The organism is Metapseudomonas phytobenefica (assembly GCF_043392685.1).
Lineage (GTDB): Bacteria > Pseudomonadota > Gammaproteobacteria > Pseudomonadales > Pseudomonadaceae > Metapseudomonas.
The window spans coordinates 1-18,715 of the sequence record NZ_JBHZGM010000051.1 but is presented as its reverse complement, the minus strand read 5'-3'; the positions used below and the strand labels follow the sequence as shown (position 1 = coordinate 18,715).

The 18,715-nt window shown below is 60.9% G+C and carries 36 protein-coding genes; 20 read left to right on the top strand and 16 right to left on the bottom strand.

All coding sequences use genetic code 11. The annotated features are described in order from the left end of the window. Window positions 1-243 precede the first annotated feature (243 nt). The 10 genes from ACFW0B_RS25080 to ACFW0B_RS25035 all read right to left on the bottom strand — a co-directional run bounded on the left by ACFW0B_RS25080 (window position 244) and on the right by ACFW0B_RS25035 (window position 5,553). The gene (locus ACFW0B_RS25080) at window positions 244-618 is read right to left on the bottom strand and encodes an antiterminator Q family protein (RefSeq protein WP_449151675.1); all 375 of its coding nucleotides are present in this window, start codon (window positions 616-618) and stop codon (window positions 244-246) included. Window positions 619-628: 10 nt separating this feature from the next. Further along, window positions 629-886: a hypothetical protein gene (locus tag ACFW0B_RS25075; RefSeq protein ID WP_449151674.1), complete on the bottom strand. Its 258-nt coding sequence runs from the start codon at window positions 884-886 to the stop codon at window positions 629-631. An 80-nt stretch (window positions 887-966) separates the two neighbouring features. After that, window positions 967-1,353, bottom strand: coding sequence for a VRR-NUC domain-containing protein (locus ACFW0B_RS25070; RefSeq protein ID WP_449151673.1), 387 nt, complete (start codon window positions 1,351-1,353; stop codon window positions 967-969). A 98-nt stretch (window positions 1,354-1,451) separates the two neighbouring features. After that, window positions 1,452-2,432 (bottom strand): tyrosine-type recombinase/integrase, encoded by a 981-nt coding sequence (locus ACFW0B_RS25065; RefSeq protein ID WP_449151672.1) that lies wholly within the window; start codon window positions 2,430-2,432, stop codon window positions 1,452-1,454. After that, the gene (locus ACFW0B_RS25060; protein WP_449151671.1) at window positions 2,429-2,788 is read right to left on the bottom strand and encodes a Ref family recombination enhancement nuclease; all 360 of its coding nucleotides are present in this window, start codon (window positions 2,786-2,788) and stop codon (window positions 2,429-2,431) included. The genes ACFW0B_RS25065 and ACFW0B_RS25060 overlap by 4 nt, the downstream gene beginning before the upstream one ends. Beyond that, a complete protein-coding gene (locus ACFW0B_RS25055) occupies window positions 2,785-3,012 on the bottom strand; it encodes a hypothetical protein (RefSeq protein WP_449151670.1) in 228 nt (75 codons plus the stop codon). The genes ACFW0B_RS25060 and ACFW0B_RS25055 overlap by 4 nt, the downstream gene beginning before the upstream one ends. Then, window positions 3,005-3,688, bottom strand: a complete 684-nt coding sequence (locus tag ACFW0B_RS25050) for a replication protein P (protein WP_449151669.1) — start codon at window positions 3,686-3,688, stop codon at window positions 3,005-3,007. Before ACFW0B_RS25050 ends, ACFW0B_RS25055 begins: the two co-directional genes overlap by 8 nt. Next, a complete protein-coding gene (locus ACFW0B_RS25045) occupies window positions 3,685-4,515 on the bottom strand; it encodes a DnaT-like ssDNA-binding domain-containing protein (protein ID WP_449151668.1) in 831 nt (276 codons plus the stop codon). Before ACFW0B_RS25045 ends, ACFW0B_RS25050 begins: the two co-directional genes overlap by 4 nt. Then, window positions 4,512-5,057, bottom strand: a complete 546-nt coding sequence (locus ACFW0B_RS25040) for a phage antirepressor KilAC domain-containing protein (protein WP_449151667.1) — start codon at window positions 5,055-5,057, stop codon at window positions 4,512-4,514. Before ACFW0B_RS25040 ends, ACFW0B_RS25045 begins: the two co-directional genes overlap by 4 nt. Window positions 5,058-5,130: 73 nt before the next feature. Continuing rightward, window positions 5,131-5,553 (bottom strand): phage regulatory CII family protein, encoded by a 423-nt coding sequence (locus ACFW0B_RS25035; RefSeq protein WP_449151666.1) that lies wholly within the window; start codon window positions 5,551-5,553, stop codon window positions 5,131-5,133. A gap of 216 nt (window positions 5,554-5,769) precedes the next feature. Between ACFW0B_RS25035 and ACFW0B_RS25030 the strand changes: the two genes are divergently transcribed. Beyond that, complete coding sequence (locus ACFW0B_RS25030; protein WP_449151665.1) at window positions 5,770-6,105, top strand: hypothetical protein; 336 nt, start codon at window positions 5,770-5,772, stop codon at window positions 6,103-6,105. On the opposite strand, the gene ACFW0B_RS25025 is transcribed toward ACFW0B_RS25030, so the two are convergent. From ACFW0B_RS25025 to ACFW0B_RS25015, 3 genes are read right to left on the bottom strand one after another with little or no spacing between them, the layout of a single operon-like run. Next, window positions 6,044-6,496: a hypothetical protein gene (locus ACFW0B_RS25025; RefSeq protein WP_449151664.1), complete on the bottom strand. Its 453-nt coding sequence runs from the start codon at window positions 6,494-6,496 to the stop codon at window positions 6,044-6,046. The genes ACFW0B_RS25030 and ACFW0B_RS25025 overlap by 62 nt on opposite strands. A 10-nt stretch (window positions 6,497-6,506) precedes the next feature. Continuing rightward, window positions 6,507-6,641, bottom strand: a complete 135-nt coding sequence (locus ACFW0B_RS25020) for a hypothetical protein (protein ID WP_449151663.1) — start codon at window positions 6,639-6,641, stop codon at window positions 6,507-6,509. Then, window positions 6,638-6,916 carry a YdaS family helix-turn-helix protein gene (locus tag ACFW0B_RS25015; protein ID WP_449151662.1) on the bottom strand — a complete coding sequence of 93 codons (279 nt, stop codon included), beginning with the start codon at window positions 6,914-6,916 and terminating at the stop codon, window positions 6,638-6,640. Before ACFW0B_RS25015 ends, ACFW0B_RS25020 begins: the two co-directional genes overlap by 4 nt. Window positions 6,917-7,015: 99 nt before the next feature. Between ACFW0B_RS25015 and ACFW0B_RS25010 the strand changes: the two genes are divergently transcribed. From ACFW0B_RS25010 to ACFW0B_RS24980, 7 genes are all read left to right on the top strand, one after another. Further along, on the top strand, window positions 7,016-7,699 hold the full coding sequence (locus ACFW0B_RS25010) for a S24 family peptidase (RefSeq protein WP_449151661.1): 684 nt from the start codon (window positions 7,016-7,018) through the stop codon (window positions 7,697-7,699). Window positions 7,700-7,863: 164 nt separating this feature from the next. Continuing rightward, complete coding sequence (locus ACFW0B_RS25005) at window positions 7,864-8,181, top strand: DUF4258 domain-containing protein (protein ID WP_449151676.1); 318 nt, start codon at window positions 7,864-7,866, stop codon at window positions 8,179-8,181. 1 nt (window position 8,182) lies between these two features. Continuing rightward, window positions 8,183-8,614 carry a helix-turn-helix domain-containing protein gene (locus ACFW0B_RS25000; protein WP_449151660.1) on the top strand — a complete coding sequence of 144 codons (432 nt, stop codon included), beginning with the start codon at window positions 8,183-8,185 and terminating at the stop codon, window positions 8,612-8,614. Window positions 8,615-8,647: 33 nt separating this feature from the next. Next, window positions 8,648-9,172 carry a DUF4124 domain-containing protein gene (locus ACFW0B_RS24995; protein ID WP_449151659.1) on the top strand — a complete coding sequence of 175 codons (525 nt, stop codon included), beginning with the start codon at window positions 8,648-8,650 and terminating at the stop codon, window positions 9,170-9,172. A 186-nt stretch (window positions 9,173-9,358) separates the two neighbouring features. Continuing rightward, a complete protein-coding gene (locus ACFW0B_RS24990) occupies window positions 9,359-9,577 on the top strand; it encodes a hypothetical protein (protein ID WP_449151658.1) in 219 nt (72 codons plus the stop codon). 176 nt (window positions 9,578-9,753) lie between these two features. Next, window positions 9,754-10,002 (top strand): DUF1654 domain-containing protein, encoded by a 249-nt coding sequence (locus ACFW0B_RS24985; RefSeq protein WP_449151657.1) that lies wholly within the window; start codon window positions 9,754-9,756, stop codon window positions 10,000-10,002. Between the two features lie 498 nt (window positions 10,003-10,500). Then, window positions 10,501-10,758, top strand: coding sequence for a hypothetical protein (locus ACFW0B_RS24980; protein WP_449151656.1), 258 nt, complete (start codon window positions 10,501-10,503; stop codon window positions 10,756-10,758). Window positions 10,759-10,765: 7 nt separating this feature from the next. Here ACFW0B_RS24980 and ACFW0B_RS24975 read toward each other — a convergent pair whose 3' ends face one another. Next, window positions 10,766-10,948 (bottom strand): hypothetical protein, encoded by a 183-nt coding sequence (locus ACFW0B_RS24975; protein WP_449151655.1) that lies wholly within the window; start codon window positions 10,946-10,948, stop codon window positions 10,766-10,768. A 12-nt stretch (window positions 10,949-10,960) separates the two neighbouring features. On the opposite strand from ACFW0B_RS24975, the gene ACFW0B_RS24970 reads away from it, so the two are divergent. The 6 genes from ACFW0B_RS24970 (at window position 10,961) to ACFW0B_RS24945 (ending at window position 13,282) form a co-directional block, all read left to right on the top strand. Continuing rightward, the gene (locus ACFW0B_RS24970; protein ID WP_449151654.1) at window positions 10,961-11,113 is read left to right on the top strand and encodes a hypothetical protein; all 153 of its coding nucleotides are present in this window, start codon (window positions 10,961-10,963) and stop codon (window positions 11,111-11,113) included. Between the two features lie 572 nt (window positions 11,114-11,685). Next, complete coding sequence (locus ACFW0B_RS24965; RefSeq protein ID WP_449151653.1) at window positions 11,686-11,808, top strand: hypothetical protein; 123 nt, start codon at window positions 11,686-11,688, stop codon at window positions 11,806-11,808. Beyond that, window positions 11,801-11,953: a hypothetical protein gene (locus tag ACFW0B_RS24960; RefSeq protein ID WP_449151652.1), complete on the top strand. Its 153-nt coding sequence runs from the start codon at window positions 11,801-11,803 to the stop codon at window positions 11,951-11,953. Before ACFW0B_RS24965 ends, ACFW0B_RS24960 begins: the two co-directional genes overlap by 8 nt. Window positions 11,954-12,009: 56 nt before the next feature. After that, window positions 12,010-12,561 (top strand): hypothetical protein, encoded by a 552-nt coding sequence (locus tag ACFW0B_RS24955; protein ID WP_449151651.1) that lies wholly within the window; start codon window positions 12,010-12,012, stop codon window positions 12,559-12,561. 2 nt (window positions 12,562-12,563) lie between these two features. Then, on the top strand, window positions 12,564-13,079 hold the full coding sequence (locus ACFW0B_RS24950) for a hypothetical protein (protein ID WP_449151650.1): 516 nt from the start codon (window positions 12,564-12,566) through the stop codon (window positions 13,077-13,079). Beyond that, entirely contained in the window at window positions 13,067-13,282 is a 216-nt protein-coding gene (locus ACFW0B_RS24945; RefSeq protein ID WP_449151649.1) for a LexA family protein, read from the top strand. The genes ACFW0B_RS24950 and ACFW0B_RS24945 overlap by 13 nt, the downstream gene beginning before the upstream one ends. Window positions 13,283-13,302: 20 nt before the next feature. Here the strand turns inward: ACFW0B_RS24945 and ACFW0B_RS24940 are convergent, their stop codons facing one another. Then, entirely contained in the window at window positions 13,303-13,896 is a 594-nt protein-coding gene (locus ACFW0B_RS24940; RefSeq protein WP_449151648.1) for a hypothetical protein, read from the bottom strand. Window positions 13,897-14,003: 107 nt separating this feature from the next. On the opposite strand from ACFW0B_RS24940, the gene ACFW0B_RS24935 reads away from it, so the two are divergent. The 3 genes from ACFW0B_RS24935 to ACFW0B_RS24925 are packed head-to-tail and all read left to right on the top strand — an operon-like array spanning window position 14,004 to window position 16,202. After that, the gene (locus ACFW0B_RS24935; RefSeq protein WP_449151647.1) at window positions 14,004-14,396 is read left to right on the top strand and encodes a hypothetical protein; all 393 of its coding nucleotides are present in this window, start codon (window positions 14,004-14,006) and stop codon (window positions 14,394-14,396) included. Beyond that, on the top strand, window positions 14,393-15,829 hold the full coding sequence (locus ACFW0B_RS24930) for a phosphoadenosine phosphosulfate reductase domain-containing protein (protein ID WP_449151646.1): 1,437 nt from the start codon (window positions 14,393-14,395) through the stop codon (window positions 15,827-15,829). The genes ACFW0B_RS24935 and ACFW0B_RS24930 overlap by 4 nt, the downstream gene beginning before the upstream one ends. 43 nt (window positions 15,830-15,872) lie before the next feature. Next, window positions 15,873-16,202 carry a hypothetical protein gene (locus ACFW0B_RS24925; protein WP_449151645.1) on the top strand — a complete coding sequence of 110 codons (330 nt, stop codon included), beginning with the start codon at window positions 15,873-15,875 and terminating at the stop codon, window positions 16,200-16,202. 910 nt (window positions 16,203-17,112) lie between these two features. Here the strand turns inward: ACFW0B_RS24925 and ACFW0B_RS24920 are convergent. Continuing rightward, complete coding sequence (locus ACFW0B_RS24920; RefSeq protein WP_449151644.1) at window positions 17,113-17,439, bottom strand: hypothetical protein; 327 nt, start codon at window positions 17,437-17,439, stop codon at window positions 17,113-17,115. 220 nt (window positions 17,440-17,659) lie between these two features. Here ACFW0B_RS24920 and ACFW0B_RS24915 point away from each other — a divergent pair, with 220 nt between their 5' ends. From ACFW0B_RS24915 to ACFW0B_RS24905, 3 genes are all read left to right on the top strand, one after another. Further along, the gene (locus ACFW0B_RS24915) at window positions 17,660-17,989 is read left to right on the top strand and encodes a hypothetical protein (RefSeq protein ID WP_449151643.1); all 330 of its coding nucleotides are present in this window, start codon (window positions 17,660-17,662) and stop codon (window positions 17,987-17,989) included. Between the two features lie 128 nt (window positions 17,990-18,117). Then, window positions 18,118-18,525, top strand: coding sequence for a host nuclease inhibitor protein (locus ACFW0B_RS24910; protein WP_449151642.1), 408 nt, complete (start codon window positions 18,118-18,120; stop codon window positions 18,523-18,525). Continuing rightward, a complete protein-coding gene (locus ACFW0B_RS24905) occupies window positions 18,522-18,710 on the top strand; it encodes a hypothetical protein (RefSeq protein ID WP_449151641.1) in 189 nt (62 codons plus the stop codon). Before ACFW0B_RS24910 ends, ACFW0B_RS24905 begins: the two co-directional genes overlap by 4 nt. Window positions 18,711-18,715: the final 5 nt, after the last annotated feature.

The following is an 18,715-nucleotide window of genomic DNA, read 5'->3' as shown; positions in this document are numbered from 1 at the left end:
TGAACAACTCGCCCAGGTCGAGCAACTGCTGTTGAAAGGACATAAAAAATCCGATGCCAGAGGTCTGGCATCGGATTCTCGGGGAGCCACGGCAACAGCTCAAATGCTTATGTGAACAGCATTACGGCTCAATGGCCGGGCTTTGTGAAGTGCTGCGAGTCGCCGAAGCGGCAAAACCGCAAGTTGCCTCAAACTGTAGGAGGTCGGATTATCACTGTCAATATGTCCAGCCTGGATATTTATTCAGGCCGCTTGACGCTCCTGCATCAGGAAGCAGGCAGTGATGGCCGACAGCCCCGCGCGAACCAGCATGCGGGCATCGGCATAGCTCCTTCCCATCTGCTGACCAACTTCCCGGTAGGTCAGGCCATGGACGAAGTACAGGGTCATGCTGCGCACCGCATCCGGATCACCCTTTACCAAGCCCGCCAGAAATGAGTCCACCTGCAGTGCACGATCATCACTGATCACTGGCGTCACCGCACCAAAGCGCTTCTGGTTGGCCGGGTTGCGCAGCATCATGGCGAGCAAGGGTGAAGAGCAACGCGGTGTACCGTTGTCCCGCCAGACCCACAGCCCGTACTGCTCCATCAGAAACTCGGTCGCTTCGATCTTCATGGTCACCCCCTCAATCCCCAGTCCAGTTGCCACCACCAACGCCGCGGCGGTTATTCGTTCCTACGTAATCCTGTGCCGCCCCAGACACTATTCCTGCCCTCTCGAGCTGGGCCTGCAGCGCCTTGTTCTCGGTGTTCGCCCTGGTCAGCCTCAGTCGAAGCTGAACCACCAACTCGGCAAGCTCGATGCGCTCGCCCGTCTTCGCATCCACGATCCCTGCTCCGTTGCAGGCATCGCATGGCATCTCGTAGAAGATGCCCTTGATCACCCCCCTCCCCTGGCACCCTGGGCACGGTCCCAGCGGGCGAACCTCGATCTTCCGGGACGGGCCATGCCGCTTCCCGATCACTACCGCACCACCTGGGTGGGCGACAGAGCCATGTAGCCGTTGATGACTTCCATGGCCTCTTTGATGCCCCGGCAGACCAAAGCCATGTACCCCTCCAACTCGACGCCCATCAGGAAAGCCTGCTGGCTATCGCTCACGACCGCGTCGTTCGGAGGCGTGGCCTTGAACTCGATGTACAGACCGAAGTAGCCGCCGCGGGCCATCGGCAGGACGATGTCGCTGACACCGGCCTTCACGCCCTGAGCCTTCAGCTTGGCGGCCACCGCCTTGACCCGATGCCCACCGTTCGGGACGTGGTAGGCCAGGCGCGCGGCCTTCGGATGTGCAAGCTGCAGCCACTTGAACAGGGTGGCCTGCTCGCTCCCTTCGTAGTCGACCGAAGGCATGCGGCGAGGCTTAGCCGCTGCCCCGAAGCCCCCCTTCAACCCCTTCATTTCATCTACCTCATTTAGAAAGTTAATTTTCGGCTACAGGCCGCGCTGCACTAGGCCGGAACGGCAGTCGAGGAAAAGCTTATTTCGGCACTTTTCAGCCCGTGCGCCTCGGTAAAACCACGCTCATCGAGGTACGCATGCCAGGCCTCCAGCCCCTTGCGCCGGGCCTGGTCGATGCCGGTCTTGATATAGGTGCTGGCCAGCTTGCCCATGGAGTGGTTGAGCATCAGTTCGCCCACCAGGAAGTCGATGCCGAGTTCTGCCCAGACGGTGCGCGCCAGCTTGCGCAGGTCATGGCTGCGCCACTGGCGGTTGCTCATGTCGCGGAACATCTTCGAGGCCTGGGCGGTGGACAGCGGGGCACCGCCAGCCATGGCGAACACCCACGGACTGTTGCGCCGGGCCGGGTGCTGCAGCTCGCGGTAGCGGGTCAGCAGTGCGCACACCTGGTCGGTCAGCGGTACCACCAGCTCGCTCCCGGTCTTGGTGTTCTGCGCCGGGATGATCCACACCCGCTCCGGCAGGCTGATGTGCTGCCACTGCGCCAGGCAGGTCTCACCGATGCGGGTACCGTGGGCCAGCATCATCAGCGCCAGCATGCCGGCTACCGGGTCCTGCTCCAGGGTCTTGCACAGATGGGGCAACAGGGTCGGGATCGCCACCGGCAGCAAGCCCGCCGGGCGCGGCGGCAGGTTGCCGGTCCAGAAGTCCTTCCAGCTCACGGCCGCCAACGGGTTCGCCTGGATTCGGCCCTGTTTCTCGGCCAGCGCCAGCGACTGCTGAAGACCCTGCAGGGCCTTGTGCGCAGTGTGCGGCGAGTGGGTCTGCTGCATCGGCCAGACCAACTTGTCGTCCACCACGGCGCGGCTCAGCTGCTTCAGCTTCACCCCACCCAGACGCGGGACCAGGTGCCGCTTGGCCAGGCTAGCCATGGTGCGGCGGTAGCTGGTGGACACCGTGCGGTTCTGCTCGATGCGTCCGACCCACCAGGTGATCACCTGGCCGACGGTCTTGAAGGTGTCGCGGCTCATGCCTCGATGCCCTCCCCGTCGTGCCAGGCCAGGAAACCAGCCGGGATGTCGTAGCCCTGATCGGCCAGGATCTGCATGCAGCGCTCGAGCAGTTCACGCTGCTTGCCGAAGCGCGCCTCGAAGCGGGCCTTGTTGTGGTGCAGGGCCACCCCCTCGCCACCGGTCTGGTGGTGGGCAGCGCACAGCGGCAGCACGTTCCAGTGCGCGTGCGGCTTGGTGCGCCCGTCGATGTGGTGGATGCTGCAGAAGTCGTTGAACTCGCCAGAGTCGACGCGGCAGGCGATGCAGCCAACGCCGTTCACCAGCATGTGGTGCCAGTCCTTCTGGGCCTGGGTGACTGTACGCCCCTGCATCATGCGGTCACCTCGCTGGCCTCAATGTCGGCTTGGATCAGCGGCACGATGTCGGCGCGCTGGCCGGTGTAGGCGAAAGGCGCCGAGCCGCCAGGACGGGTGATGGTGTACCGGTGATCGGGCAGGCGGCACAGGGCCACGGTGTAGCCGCTGTCAGTGATCCAGCAGCCGGGAATGACCTTCCCGTCTCGGTCGCGTTTCTCGCGCCACTTCGGTTGTTCAGCCACGGCGACCTCCAAGTCGGTTGCGGATTTCAGCGAGGGCGGCATTGCCCACCTCGGGAGTGCTCGGGCCGGCGCGCTCAGGCAGGGCAGCAACGGGCACCGGCGGCAGCTCTTCGCCGCGGCCCAGGCGGCGGCACTGCTCCTCGTACTTCTCCCCGAAGCGCTTCATGCCGAGGGAGCGCTCCAGGCGCTGCAGCGTGTAGAACCCGGCAGCGACCGCCGCGTGATAGATCGCGGGGTGGGACCAGCGGGCAAAGTCGGTCTGCGCGGGGTGGGTGTTGCGCACGGCCCGGGCATAGGCGCGCTCCAGGGGCGGCAGGCCGAATGCCTCGGGCGAGAAGCACCAGGCGATGAACTGGCCCACCGGAGGCACGAACTCCTTGCGGTGCTTGGAGGCCATCCGGATGCCCGCCTGGATCTGCTCCATCGAGCGGATACCGGAGCGCATGAACTCGGCCAGCCATTCGCGCTTGGCGTTGTTCAGTTCGCCCTCGGTCGGCCATGCCTGCCGCCAGGCCGGGAAGATCCCGCAGAGGCGCCCGAACAGCTGGTCGATCACCTCGCGGGTCTGCGGGTCGATCTTCACCGCCTTCGGGGCGACGTGCTGGGCAACAGGGGCGTAGTCGCGGACGTGCTCCAGCTGGGTGGCCAGGGCACCAGCGTGCAGTGGGGCGCTCACAGGACCACCTCCTCTGCTGCCCAATCGGTCGCAGGAGTACGGGCCTGCGGCGAGGCTGCCGCGCGAACAGCCTGGGCCTTGGCATGCTTCGCCAGCCGGTGGCACCAGCCACCCTGGTTGTCCGCTACCGAGCGGTTCAGCCAGTAGGCGACGAACTCAGCCACCAGTGGCGCGGTGATCACCGTGGCCGGCAGGCCAATGGCGCGAAGCTGGGTGGTCAGGGACACCTCATCCGGCTGCCATTGCTCGAACATCTCGAACCGCTGCCGGGCGTCTACGGAGGTAGCGTTAGCTACCGTAGTAGTAGATGAAGATGAAGAAGAAGATGTAGAGCCGTCACCTTGCCGGGGGCTTGGTGCCTGCTTGGGTGCTTCACCCTGCCCTTCACCAAAGCCCCCCTTTGGTGAAGGGTCAGTGCCGTCACCGTTGCCCGCACCAAACCGGGAGGAAGTGCCGCGATTGGCGCGCACATACTCATCGCGGACCATGCGCGGAGAGAACCAGATGGGGCCTTGCTGAGCGGCAACCAGCTCCACCGACGGGCCTTGTTTGCGGCCACTGGTGGGGGTGTAGATCAGCGGCTCACATTCACCCTTTTCGACGCCGTAGAGCACGCCCTTTTCGACCAACTCTTTCAGCGCTTTCATGGGGGCGCCGAGGGCCTGGGCAATCTCCTTCAGCGACCAGCGCAGGACGCCGTATTTGTCGCTGTCGTGCATCAGGCCCATGACCTCAATCCATACGCCCCGGGCTTCCCAGGAGCAGCGACGGAGCTTGGCGTTGTTGCGCCAGTCGGCAGGGTAAAACTGGAAGGATGGACGTTTCACAGCGCGCCCTCCGCAACCTTCTCGGCCAGCTTGGCCAAGCCCTTCGGAGTGACGCGAACCTGGGACGCCAGGCGTTGATCACCGATTTCGTCGGTGCCGATCACGGTCACCTTGTGTTCCAGCAGGCCGGAGGCCATCCGCGGCTGATAGGCCAGCCAGTGAGCGGAACCCTCGCGGCGGTAGATCCAGCGATTGGCGCGCAGCCACTCGATCAGCTTGATGCGCTGCACGCCCAGGTGCTTGGCGGCGTCCGTCAGGCGTGCAGTGAATTCCGGGCAGAGCTGGGCGACTACAACAATGGAGTCGCGCTTGCCGCGCTCGCCAGCGAAGACATAAACCGCTGCCGGCTTCGTCGAGGTGGGGATTTCCTCAATTTGAGGAGATTCGATAACGCCCCGCTCCACCAGTGCCTCGATGGTGCGCTTCACGTTGTCGTGGCGCTTCTCGACCAGCTCGGCGATCTCGCGGGAAGTCATACGAGTGCGCGCCACGTTTTGCGATACCGGAAAACGTGGCGCGGGATTGATAGTGGTGGGTTGCATGTGCATACTGCCTCCTGTTGATTCGAACCCCGGCCCTGAGTCCCCACTCCAGCCGGGGTTTGTCCTTTCTGGGTCAGGCCGCTTTGACGGCTGCCTTCAACGAATGCAGGCTTTCGATGGCCTGGTCGGCCTCGCGAGTGATCGAGGCGCGCTCAATGCTGTTCAGGTGACCATCGGCCAGGGCGTTGGCAACGGTGCGAGTCACATCGGCCACTTCGGCGTTCATGTGCACCAGGGCGCTGGTCAGGTTCTGCTGCCGGGCGGGTTGCTTCGGGATCACGTCGTAACCCAGCAGGTCGGCAATGGCCCGCAGAGGGCGCACGTCATTGCTGTGCACCAGGATCTGCAGGAACTGCTCGAAGTTCAGGCGGTGGGTGTCATCGTTCGGATTGCTGCGGTTCAGCAGGCTGGTGTGGCTCATCCCCATCAGGAAGGCCAGGGTCTTCGGGCCTGCCTCCAGTACGGTCTCGTGAAGCGCGCGGTGAACTTCTTCCATCTCGGGAAACCTCCCTCTGCTTTGTCGTGGAGCCCTGTCCAGGGCGCTGGCAATCTGTCATCACTGGATCAGCCGACAGGGATGCCTCCCCGATGCCAACCCCCTACTCTCTTCGCCCGGGCGCCAGCTCCCTGCTGACGCCATCGGCTGTAAAGGTCGGAACCCCGCTGCTAGGCTGTGAAGCTCTCACCCAACACAGCGAACCAGGAGGTTCCGATGTCTCTCTATCAGGCGCCCACGGAGGGCGATTACTGCCGCCGGCTCGAAGCACTCGAGAAGCGCTACACCCAGGCAGGCGACGTAGAACTGATGTTCCGGTTGGCGCACATCGGGGACATCTTCAGCGCCGAGAACAACTGGCCGCTGAACGGCATGGATGGAGTGACCCGCGAGCTGATCAAGCGCCACAACTGGACGCCCAGCGAGATCGAGAACCTCACCCCCAAGCAGCTCTTCGTTGCTCTTGTGGAGGACTACGCTGCGCATTCGCCTACTGGCTCCGCTCTGAATTACCTGGTGCAATGGCTGGAGAAGCAGCGCGCGCGGCGTTAAAGGCGCGATCTGCCCGCGCCGACCAGTACGCATCCAGGGCGCGCAACACATCTGGCGTTGCACCTGCTGGCATGCCTGCATACCGACGGATTTCGGCGTACAGAGGAGCGGCGTCCGGAAACACAACCGCCGCAGACTGGTCGGCCGTCCGAGCCATGCTCTTCTTGGCCTTCAGCAGATCAACCAAAGCAGTGGCGGCCTGGATCAGCGCGTCAGCGCACGGCGCAACCGCGTCCAGCTCTACACCCAAAGCATCAAGGTCAACTTCGGGCCGCAACGAATCAGTGCCCTCCCCGTACAGCGTCCGACGGAGCGCTTCGATTTCAAAGCCCAGCAACTGGTGCTGCAGTGCCTTCTGGCGCAGTACGCGCTCCAATCCGATCTTGCTCACGGCCTCTCTCCTATTCCTGGTCTTCTGGTGTGGTGTCGTCGTGATCTGGCTGCTCGTGCTCGATCTCTTCGAGCACCTGGTGAACTTCATCCAGCAGCGACTGCAGGTGGCTCTCGACAACTTGCAGTCGCTCACTGGCCGTCAAGCGGCTGGGGCAATCGTCCGGCGCTTCGCGCCCTCCATGGCCGCCGCCTTTGGGGCTGGCGTGCCTCGTAAGTACGCCCAGTCAACATCCGGCCGCAGTTCTTCGCAGGTCACGGCGCCCTTGGACTCTCGCTCGATGTTGATGGACAGGCCTTCACCAGCACGGCGCTTTGCATAAGCGACCTGCTTGATTTGGCCGACTGTGGTGGCGCAGGCAGTCGCAAAAGACTCGAGTTGGTCCTTGGTCATGCCTTTGATGAAATCGCGCAGTTGCATAAGTGCCCTCCTGTCGAGAGACAGATTAGCAATTGCTAATTGGAGCAGCAATAGCATTCGGTAATTTACTGATTGCTAACCGGAAATCACTATTGAGAGATGGATATCCGACTCATGCGCATAGCGGCCCTGAAAGAACTGATCGGCACCAGCACCCTCAAGGAGTTTGCTGATCAGCACGATCTTGACCCCTCCTACCTATCCCAAATCCTCAATGGACACCGGAACTTGGGGGAGAAGGCCGCCAAGAAAATGGAAGAGAAGATCGGGTGCCACCCTGGATACCTGGTTTCTCCAGCAATGCGCACCGAAGCGCCCGAGAGTGGCGCGCGCGATTTGCACAGCAACGTCTCCGGCGACGCCATGCCGGTGAGAACAGGGAGCGTTCCAGTAGTGGGCAAGGCAATGCTCGGGACGGCCGGCTATTTCGAGGCCATTGATTACCCCGTCGGGCACGGTGAGGGGTTCCTGAACATCTTCAGCTCCGACCCCAACGCCTATGGGCTGCGCGTGGTTGGAAACAGCATGACCCCCAGGATCAAGAACAACGAGTTCGTCCTGGTCGAGCCGGGACGGGAGTACGTCGCCGGCGATGAGGTTCTGGTGAAGACCACCAATGGTCAGGCCATGATCAAGGAGTTCATCTACTACCGCGACGGCCAGTACCGGTTTGACAGCGTCAACGCCGACTACGACCCGATCTTCCTGCGTGAAGACGAGGTGGAGGATGTGCAGTACGTGGGCGCTATCGTGAAGAGCTCGCGCTTCACCCCGTCGCCCTGATCTTCCGCCGCCCGGTCTTCCATCGCAACGTTAGCTGTAGCGCTCTCGGCCAGAAATCTGGAATCATCCGCGCCACGTTTTGCGATAAACAAAAATCGTGGCGCGGATTGACTGGCCGGTTGCCCGGGCTATGATAGGGCAACCTATGATTTTCATAGGTGAATATGAGCAACCCACAATTGCCGCTATCCAAGGAAGAGCTGGAGGCCGTTGTCCATGAACGCGCACTCGACTCCAAAAATATTGACTTCACCATTCACTGCCTGTCGCGGTTAGAAGAGCGAGAAGTCACCACCATCGAAGCAATTCGGTGCCTTCGCAGGGGTCGCATCGTTGGCGGCATCGAGTACAGCGAAGAGCACGGCACTTGGAAATTTAGGATCCAGGAACCGCCACCGCGCGACATCGTCTGCTTGGTGGTCGCCGTATCCCTGGATCCAGCAAGCCGGACAGTGACAGCTATCACGGTTTGGGAGGTTTGATATGTACCAATACAGTTCCTGCGGCCTTGAGTATGTGTTCCTGAAAAATGGCTACACGATCAAGGAAACTCCTTATGGCCAAGCGGTTTCGATCGATGATATCGAAGGGCTCCATCGAGCCATCGCGCTAGACATCATGCGCCAGAAAACCCCGCTTACCGGCCAGCAGTTTCGCTTTCTACGCAAGGAACAGGACCTGACTCAAGCTGAGCTGGCTGCCATTCTCGGCGTGTCTGAGCAGACTGTGGCAGCTTGGGAGAAGCTGAAGAAAGAGCCCGTCCAGATGATGGCCGACATCAGTATGCGCGCCTACTACCTGGCTCACATGCAGGTCATGCGACTGCCACAAGTATTCCCGTCACCCGCAGGCCAGACCTTAGGCTCCATATCTTTCGAGCATGATGCCAATGGATGGCTGCCCAAGGCAGCTTGATCTGAACGCTCTGCCCAGCACAAGGAGGTAGCTATGCGAATCGCAGCACTCGCCATCGCCGCGATGGCGACCTATCTGGCGCAGCCTGCTTATTCCGCGACTGTGTTCAAGTGCGTCGACTCCAAAGGAAAGGTCACCTTTACCCAGGCCAATTGCCCTGATGAGCACGCCTTGGATGATGTGGTTACCGCCCACAACCCTAGTCCGAGCGGGAGCAGCGCTCCAGTCCAGATGGCGCCCTCTCGACGGCAGCAATTCACGTCTTCGCCCGAAGCAGCGCGCGATACTTCGCAACGCGGCGTCAAGGTGGTCTCTCAATCCCCCTGCTCAACAGGCCTCAGCTCCACCGCCCAGAGGACGGCGACGGTGCGTGGCGAGGCCAAGAAAGGCATGACGCAGAAGGAAATAGAATCAATTTACGGCAAGCCCGACAACGTGAGCTCCACTGACGGCAAGCAGCATTACCGCTACTACAACTCCGCCAAGAAGGAGTACGTGAGCATCGGTTTCGACAAGAATGGCTGCGCGAACTACCTGTACCAGTCAAAAGACAAGTAGCCGCACCGATCACGTATAGCCCGCTCCGCGCGAGGCTTTTCGTATCTGCCCGCCCCGAAAGTACCGCCAGGGCCGTCCGATAGCGCCAGCTCGGTGCCCCGCCCTACCTTGGCCTCGGGAAAACTTCCCCACTGTTTCGTGTCGTGACGCCATCATTCGGGCTCCCCACCGCCTCTGGAGGCTTGAATGAACCGCGCTCACATCGAAACCACAGTACGCCGCGCAACGATCCTGCTTGATGCGCTGCCGCACACCCATCCCCTGCCATCAGGCTCTGACCCCCGCAAGACGCGCCGCCTGATGCTGATCAAGCAGCGAGTCGGGCGGATCGTCTGTCTAGGAGGCTATGTTGACGATCTGATCAGCAGTGCGCATACCGCCATGAGCCGCACCTACGGTCAGTAGCCCCAACCCTCCCCATAAGCCCGCCTCGTGCGGGCTTTGTCGTTTTCGCTCCTACAGCGAGCGCCCTCCGGCCTGTAGGAAAAGTTTACATATCCTGCCCTTCCCTCCCCCCCCCAAACCCTTGAATCAGACGCTTCCGAAGAATACTGTATATCCATACAGCAAAGGAGCGCCGTATGGCCAAGAAGCAAGCAATCCCCAAGACCCCTACACCCTTCGAGCTCATGGCTCGCCGCGTGCAAGCCGTCATCACCTCACCTCGCGCCCAGGCGGAATGCCAGGCCAACATCGCTCGCGAACCGCACGAATCCCCCGAGGACTGGCAGTTGCTGCTCGAGCAGATCAGCGAGGCTGAAGAGGTACGCATGACGCACCGTGACGACGGCTCTGTCCATCTCGCCTGGACCCGGCACCAGCACGACTAGCCCCAGCCCCTTCCAGAGAAGCCCGCCGCGCGCGGGCTTTTTTGTGGGCGCCAAAAATATTTAGCATTTGCTATTGACCCACTAAATTAGCGTTTGCTAATTTTGAATCACGCCGGCACACACCGGCAGGGCCGAGAGGCCTCGGGGCAACCCGAACGCTCTTTAACAACCAGCGCCATGAACAGCTAGCCGCCCAGCGGCGAGGCAGCCCCGGCCACTACCCGTGGGGCGACAGAAAGTCGGGTGGACATCATCAACAGCAGAACGCATCGCCTCTTCGGCGACCGGCGATCAGACAGGTGCAGAGGCAAACACCTGCCAACGCGAAGGCGACCCCGTGGGGCGACTGGAGACGGCTGATCGAGGGCCCTACCCGACCGAGCGAATGACCCGAACGCGATGCGCACCGCCCGCCAGCGGCAATAGGCAGCAACACCGACGAATTACTGAAGCACCTGGGCAACCGGGTGCTTTGGAATCAACCGGGAGGGAATCGAGATGACCGCGACTTACGGGCGCAGCCCAGCAGAGATTGCCGAGGGCATGGTGCTGACCATGGCCACCCCCGTCTTCAACATCAGCCGTGAGTGTGCGGCGCGTTATCGCGAGCCGCGCCGCGAAGTCGCCCAGCCCCTTCGCGAACAGGCGGAGGCCATGCTGGAGACGTGGGAGGGCACGAACGCGAACATCGTCGCCGCGATGCAGCTGTGGCCAGTCTGGTGCTTCGCCAGCCGCGCCCACCGGTTCAACACCTGATTCGAATTTACGAAGAGCTCTTCGCCTCGGCGATGGCCTTCTGAATCAAGCCAATCAGGTCGCGCGCTTCATCGGGATGGAGAATTACCACCTGCTCGTGATCCCCCTCCCGGTGCTGCTCGATGCACACGTCACCAGTCTCTCCGACATACACCCGTGCGCCATAGCGCGGATAAATCTCTCCAACCACAGGACCACCTCCATGAGGACATTCACGTACACAGTGAAGGACGGACGATACCTCTATCAGGGCCCCGGCGGCCATGGCGGAATCGCCTACTCGCTGGAGCACATCCATCAGGACCTCATCAAGCGCTACGGCGCCGGGAATTACAGCCTGGAACCGGCGCAGTAAGCATCGCTGATATCCCCGCGGTAACGACACGGGGCGCCACCGGCAAGCAGGAGCGAACCGGATGCAACGCAGGAACTGCCCCGCCTGGGCGATCAGGGGCCACGAATTATGGGGATGAATGCCCAGGCTGATGGGCGGCGAATGGAAACAACCAGGTGGGCAGACCTCCTAGGCCGGCATTGAGTTACCGGCTGCCATGAAAAACGGTGCGCCACCTTGAGCCGGATTCAGCGCCGGCCATCCCCACCCTACCCCAAGTGTTGACGGCGGATTGCTGCGACGGGAATGCCCCAGAGATGGCGCCCGCGTATGCCGTCAGCGGGCCAGGAATCGGAGCGGCGACGTTCCTGGTCGGAGTAGCCGCCACCTGACAGCCCTGAGGGCGCTGTCGCCGGACGAGAGTAACCGGCTCTATCAAGCAGGCGATTCGCGGGGCTTCTAGAGCCAGACCTGAAGCACGCCGGGCAGCGCCGGCCGCCTGCACCTTCACCCTCTTGCCCGTCAGCACTGCGGGCCTTTTTGCCGGTACGCCGGCACCTATTCCCCATCCACGCAATCGCGAGGACCTCGTCATGAGCAACGTCCGTTTCCTCACCCTGCGCGCGGCTATCGAGGCGCTGGCCCTGAAAGGCATCCACACCCAGGGCGACCTGATGGCCGCAGGTAAGCAGCTGCGTGAGGTGAAGCATGGCTAGCCGTCGGCAGAAGCAGCTCCGCAAGCACATCGCCACCGGCTACCTGCTGGCCCTGATCACCTTCACCGGCTGGATTGGGCTTAGCGCCGCAGCCGGATACATCACCGCTGAGCAGCCAGCCACCAGCTACACCGCCGCACGGTAACCGAGTACGCGAAAGCCTTGGGCCCTTCGGGGCCCCTTTTCTTCAGGACCACCACCATGATCAGCCACGAACTCAGCGCGGTTCAGATGAACCAGCAGGTCAGCGCCGGGCTGGCCGCACAGGTCGCCCGCTTCCTCGCCGCCGGCGGCCAGATTCATGACCTTGGCGAAGTTCAGACGGCGCCCATTCCCATGCGCCGCGAGATTGAGCCGGCTCCGAAGGCCTCCAGGAAGGCGCGGAACATCCCGCCGAAGGAGTCCAAGGACCGGGAAGGCAGGCGCGAAGCGAAGCGGAAGGAACTGGCGCCGCAGGTGCGTGAGTTGGCCAAGACGCTGAACATCTCCCAGATCGCTGCCAGGCTCGGGGTGAGCCGGCGGATGCTCGACACCATCGGCCGCGACTTCCAGATCACCTTCAAGGCTGCACCGACCGGCGCCCAGCTCGCCGCCATGGAGCGGGACCGAATCTTCGCTGATCGGCTCCGGGCTTTCCTCGACATCGGCCTCACCAAGCGCCAGGCCTGCATGCGCTCCGGCATGGGGTACAAGATCTTCAACCGGGTGTGTAAGGCTTACGGCCTGTCGTTCCCCACCTCCGTGGAGAGTTGACCATGGCCAAGACCCAACGCGAGCGGGACGACGACGCAACCGCGAAGAGGAAGGAGTTGGGCGAGGTCGAACTGCGGCACCGTGTCATCAAGGGTACTGACGCAGCACTCGCCGAACTCATGCTGTGGCATGGCTTCAGCCAGAAGGCCGAAGCCATCCAGATCCTGATCATCAACACCCATGCCCTGGGCGCTGAGTTTTCGGCGGCGGTGGCCGCGAGCGCCAGCCATTGCGCGCGTAAGCCGGCTGAGTGGCTGCGCCACCGTCTCCGCCCGGGTACCCGCGCCATGCTGAACGAGATCGCGCAGTGGCGAGGCATCACCGACCTTGCCCTGGTGGTCGAGCAACTGATCCACGAAACCCACATGCTCGGGCAACAGCATTCTGCCCACCGGGTTCGAATCCCGCGCCACGAATTCACGGTGTCGGAAAACGTGGCGCAGTGGATTCACGCCAAGGGCATCAGCCAGTGCCGCCTTGAAGACCTGCAGGAGGCCCGCGACGAATGGCGCGACTGACACCCTCCCCCAAGCAGGCCGAAACTCTGCAGCACATCCGCTCCTACATCAAGGAGAAAGGCTACTCGCCCACCGTGGCTGAGTTGGCCAAGCTCGCCAGCGTCAACGAGAACGCTGTTCAGGACCGCATCAACGCCCTAGATCGCAAGGGTCTCATCACCCGTACCTGCGGCGCCGGTCGCACTATACGGCCAGTCGATTGATTCGCAATTTCATTGCAGGGCTATTTCGCCATGTTCATTGATCGGCGTAGGTGATTAACGAGAGCTGTCCCGTCGGCCTCGGGATAAATTTGAGCTGGAGGAGATTTGATTTCTAGGTACTGGAACTCTGGCAGCCCTTCGAAGACGCTCAAAGCGAGGTTGAAAATCCGTCCTACGAGGGGCGGAAGCGATCCAGGCGTAATGCTATGGGCAAATTTCTCGACATTGTGTGCGGTCTCAACGTCATTGTGGGCAATGACTTTGTGCCGAAATAACTTTATTCCGAGTCGCTCATACTCTTCATTTATTGAATGAAGCTCGGACCGCTGACCTTCGCTGATGTGTGCCGAGAAATTAGAGAAAAGCCGGGCAATTGAGATATTGAAACCAAAACGATCACTCCCCTCTGCCTCCAAACAGGCCGAGATGCGGGTCAATATGCTTGAAAACATAGAAACCTGAATCACCAAAAAAACATTGGGAAGAGTCTCATTGATCTTTGAAACGTTGCTGTCTACACAGAACAGCTCTTCGTAGAGATTTACTTCATCCCTGAGAAAGTTAATAAGAGATAGGTAACGCTCCAGTTCAACTATCGCCCTCGACTTTTCCATTCTTGCTCCCGTCCCTACGTTTTTACAGATACGCACAACCTACCTCACGTTCAATCCCACCCGCCAGCCGCACCAGCGGCACGGCATCGCTCGACCTGGAGAAAGCCATGAGCAAGGTCACTTTCAAGCCGATTGGCCCTGACTACCGCCATCGTGGCGACACCAAGATCACCAAGGTGTGGGAGATCAAGCGGGACGGTGAAGTGATTGGCCACATCGACAGCACGATCCACGACCTCAACCAGGACTACGCAAACCCTGGCTACTCCGTGACCGTCAGCGCGGTCATCGAAGGGCGTGAAAAGAAGTTCTACCGGAACTCCGGCACGTTCTCGAATCGGTCGCTGAAGGAGTCAATGGAGAACCGCAGCTATTACGTCAATCAGGCAAAAGACTGGGCCAAGAGAGGGGATTCGAGCACGCCACTTCCCCATGGCCAGGCCGAATGCGACAAGGCCCAGATCGACATTTTCACTGGCGCGAAGGAGCCTGCGGCATGAACCAGAAGGTAGCGTTTGCGCCCAGCGATGAGGTCAGCTTCACCTACCGGGAGAGATATCGCTGCCAAGGCACCATCTTGTCCCTTCACGAAGAAGGCTACGCCATCCTGAAATGCACCAGCGGCTATGCCGAAGGTAGGACACTGGCCGTCAATTACCCTGCGCTCAAAAAGGTCGAGCAGGTGACGTCAGCTGAGCCGCCGAAAGCCCATGCACCTCGCCAGGGCGACATCTTCGCCGCCGGCGCCCAGCGCCTGCAGATGACCGAGAGCATCGAGCTGACAATCCAGAGCCTGCAGGCCTACGGCGCCGATCACCCCCACTGGGGCATGGCCTGGTCCGGCGGCAAGGACTCTAGCGCCACGCTTACCCTGATCATCTGGTTGATCGACACCGGCCGGATCAAGGCCCCGAAGACCCTGACCATCTTCTACGCCGACACTCGACAGGAACTTCCCCCGCTGGCGATCGCCGCGCGGCAGATCATGGACGAGCTCGAGGATCGCGGCATCCACGTCGAAGTGGTCACCGCCCCGCTCGACAAGCGCTTCATGGTCTACATCCTCGGCCGCGGCGTCCCGCCGCCGAACAACAACACGCTTCGCTGGTGCACCCGCCAGATCAAGATCGACCCGATGCAGGCCGCCCTGGAGCAGCGCCTGGCCGAACTGGATGGCAACGTCCTGATGATCACCGGCGTGCGCCAGGGCGAGAGCGCGATCCGCGACAAGCGCATCGAGATGTCTTGCGGCAAGGACGGCGCCGAGTGCGGCCAGGGCTGGTATCAGAAGGTCCTGCCCGAGGCGAAGGGGCTGAAGGGCCGCCTCGCCACTCTTGCCCCGCTGCTGCACTGGCGGGTCTGCCATGTGTGGGAGTGGCTGAAGCACTGGGCGCCACAGGCTGAGTTCGGCGACTGGTCGACCGCGATGATCGCCGACGCCTACGGCGGCGATGAGGCCGAGGAGATCAATGCCCGCACCGGCTGCACCGGCTGCCCGCTGGCCAGTGAAGACATGGCGCTGGATACCATCCTGCTCAACCCGTACTGGGCCTACCTGGCACCGCTGAAGCGAATCAAGCAACTCTGGCGGGAACTTCGCGAACCCCAGCACCGACTGCGGAAAGCCGGAATCGAGCGACTGAAGGACGGCAGCATCGCCGCCAACCCGCAGCGCATGGGGCCGATCTTGTTGGAGTCACGCCTGATGGGGCTGGAGCACATATTGGCCATCCAGGCAGAGATCAATGAGGCCGCTGTTCTCCTGGGACGCCCCACAGTCGACCTCATCAACGCGGAAGAAGAAGCCCGCATCCGCGAGCTGATCACTGCGGAGACCTGGCCAGACGGATGGGAAGGTGACGAGCCAACCGCTGACACCCCGCTCGACAAGATCTACGCTGACGGCGCAGTCCAGCCCCTGCTATTCGTGTGATCCATCCCGGCTGGTCGGGTAGCTCTGGACGGAATCGAAGCGCATGCGCAGAATACTGTTTATTTATCCAGTATTCGCCATGCACTTCGACATCCGCCGCCTCCGCTACAAGGGCAAGCCCATCGAACAGCGCAAGCTCGACAACGTCCAGTACATCAGGGGCGACGTCTATATCCGCCTGGATATGAACTCACCCATGGGCAGGCCTTCGCACATAGCGGACATCCTTCAGACCAATCCGAAGGCCCCCACCCTGCCAACCCTTTACGACGTCCAGGTACACACCATGGCCACCCTCGGCATGGTGATCACCGGAATAGAGATCATCGACGGGGTGGCCTATGCGCAGTCGTGGTATTGCAGGGTGGTTTAAGACGTCAGGACCAGGTTCTGTCGCCCATCTTCTCATTGCTCCAGAAGAGCTGATGGCCGCAGGTTGAGCACTGATAAAGGCGATCTGTGTGACTGCTTCCCATCGGTCCGCCCGGCCATTCCCAAGTCTGTACAAGAACTAGGTTCTGGTGCGGTCCTACTCGAAAGCTTTGTCCCTTCTGATCAACACAAGCTTGGCAGGGATTCATATGGTCCTCCTCGAATTGATGACCTGTTGACCGACTTCCCTGTTGGCGCAATCAACCTACCCCACTCCATGCCATAGCGCCACAGCTCAGTGAACTGCCGATGCCGGTGCAGAGATGGCGATGGGGTTAAGCGCAGCACAGACAGAGAAAGACCCCTGTGCGGAGCCGCTCAGCTTCAGCGCTTCCGGAACGTGCGCTGCCAGAGCTTGACCACCTGGTTCTTCAGCCAACGCAATGCGAAGTAGAGGGCAGTGAGAGCAACCGCAGCCACTCCAAGGCCCGTGCCGAAGGTGATTCCCAGTGTCTCCCAGGGGCCAAATCCGGATAGCGATATACCCAAGTAGCGGAGTGTCCACCACCCCAACGACCATGCCCCGGCTAGCCCGAGGATTAGGAGTAGGAGATAACCCGCCTCCTCGTTGGTCAGCTCCTTCTTCGGGGGCTTCGGCATCTTCTCTTGCTTCCGCCTTGAAGAAGCCACCGGTCCTCGAAACTCGACCTTGGGATCCGGCTGGTCGATATAGCCTTTGCCCCCGCAGTTTAGACACCAACCGCCTTCCGGATGACGGCCTGTCGCCCGGCACCACATGCACGGAATCATCATGGCAAACCTCCCTTAACCGGCTGTCAGAAAGCGTAGTCAAGGCGCTGGACGGGGTGGCCTATGCGCAGTCGTGGCATTGCAGGGTGGTGTATTCGGAGTTATTGAGTGGCTACTTTGGGTCTAACTTCGAGAGCTGCGATTAGGTCAGACTCGAAATCTCCATGATAGTCAAAGCCATCTTCTCCAACCCAATGCACGGAATATCTTTCTTTAATAGTACTGCATTCAATGTAAGTGACCGGCACTCCGCCTATTCTTAATGCATGCGGAAGAATTAAATCGAAACCTTCATCAACCCAAATAATTCGAACGCCGGGCCGTAGGTGTGGCGTAAGGTAAACCTTGCCATGAGCGGATAGGGCTGATGCTACTGCATGACTCGCATCCAGTTTAACTACTTCCATTACAAATTCTTCATTACTCATGAAACTCTCCAAGGCTCTGCCTAGATTGGTAGAGTCTTAATGCTAAAGGAAGAAAACTGACAAGCAATTGTTTTTTCTTTCCTTGTGAAAAAACTTTCGTCCTGGCAAAAAATCAAAAATAGCAACCAACAGAACGACCAGATACTTACGCAACATATCCAATCTCTTCTCCTCTCTCCCACCCCATGCCATAGCGCCACTACGGCGAAGGAATCCCACTATGAAGATGGCACGCGCCAGCGAGCAGGACCTTGAGTGCGCCCAGCAGGTCGCCTCCTTCCTGGAGTCGCTGATCAAGGGCTACCTGCCCGACTGCATCACCGAGGACGAAGACAGCATCGAATGGCTCGACCTCGACGACCACGAGCAGTGCAAGAGGGTGCTGACGAAGCTGATCGAAGTCGCCCAGCAAGGCTCTATGTTCCGCGTCACCTGGGGCATGACTGCCGTGCTGGACCCGCGAAACGAACTGCTGGACCCAACCGCCGATACCCTGGAGCTGCACCCAGTGCTGCGCCAGCTCTGGAACAACACCGCCCACACACCATGATCAAGATTATCTGCCGCCACACCGGCAAGCCCATGCCCTGTGGCTGCCTGAACTGCATCCCCGTTCCACCCAAGTCCTGATCCATCCCCTACCTACTCAGCTTGGCGTTTCGCCAGGGAGGCACCTTCATGTCCGCAGAAAACACCATCTCCGTCGAAAGCATCATGTCCCAAGCGCAAGTGTTCGCCAGCGCCTGGTCGCTCATAGATGGTCCATTCGATTCCGGGAATGCCCTGGAGAACGCTGAAGAGGCCAAGGAGGAGTTGCGCGAGATGCTCGAGCAGTTCTGCTCCCAGGTCGAGCTGAAGGAGATCGCCGAAGGCCTGATCCGGTGGCACACCAGCAGGATGAACAACATCAAGACCATCCTTGATGCGCCGGCTGGTACGGAGATTCGCCTCGGCGAGGATGATCCGCTCGTCCTGCAGGACGACAAGGCAAAGGGTTTCCGCATAGGCCTGGCCATCGCGCAGCAGTGGTTCGGAAACTTCCCCCTGTCGATCGATAGGAGCGGGGATGAGGACGACGAGGGATGAACAACCAAGCCCCCATCGAACACCCCGAACAAACCCATGCCTACCAGGAAGGCGCTGGCTACCGACGCCATGGGCTTGGGCGCGAAGCCTGCCCATGGGGAATGGGTGACATGAAGGAGCGCCACCTGTTCCTGGCCGGGTGGCATGACACCGATATCGCCTTGGGCGAAGGAAGAACCCAATGAACACG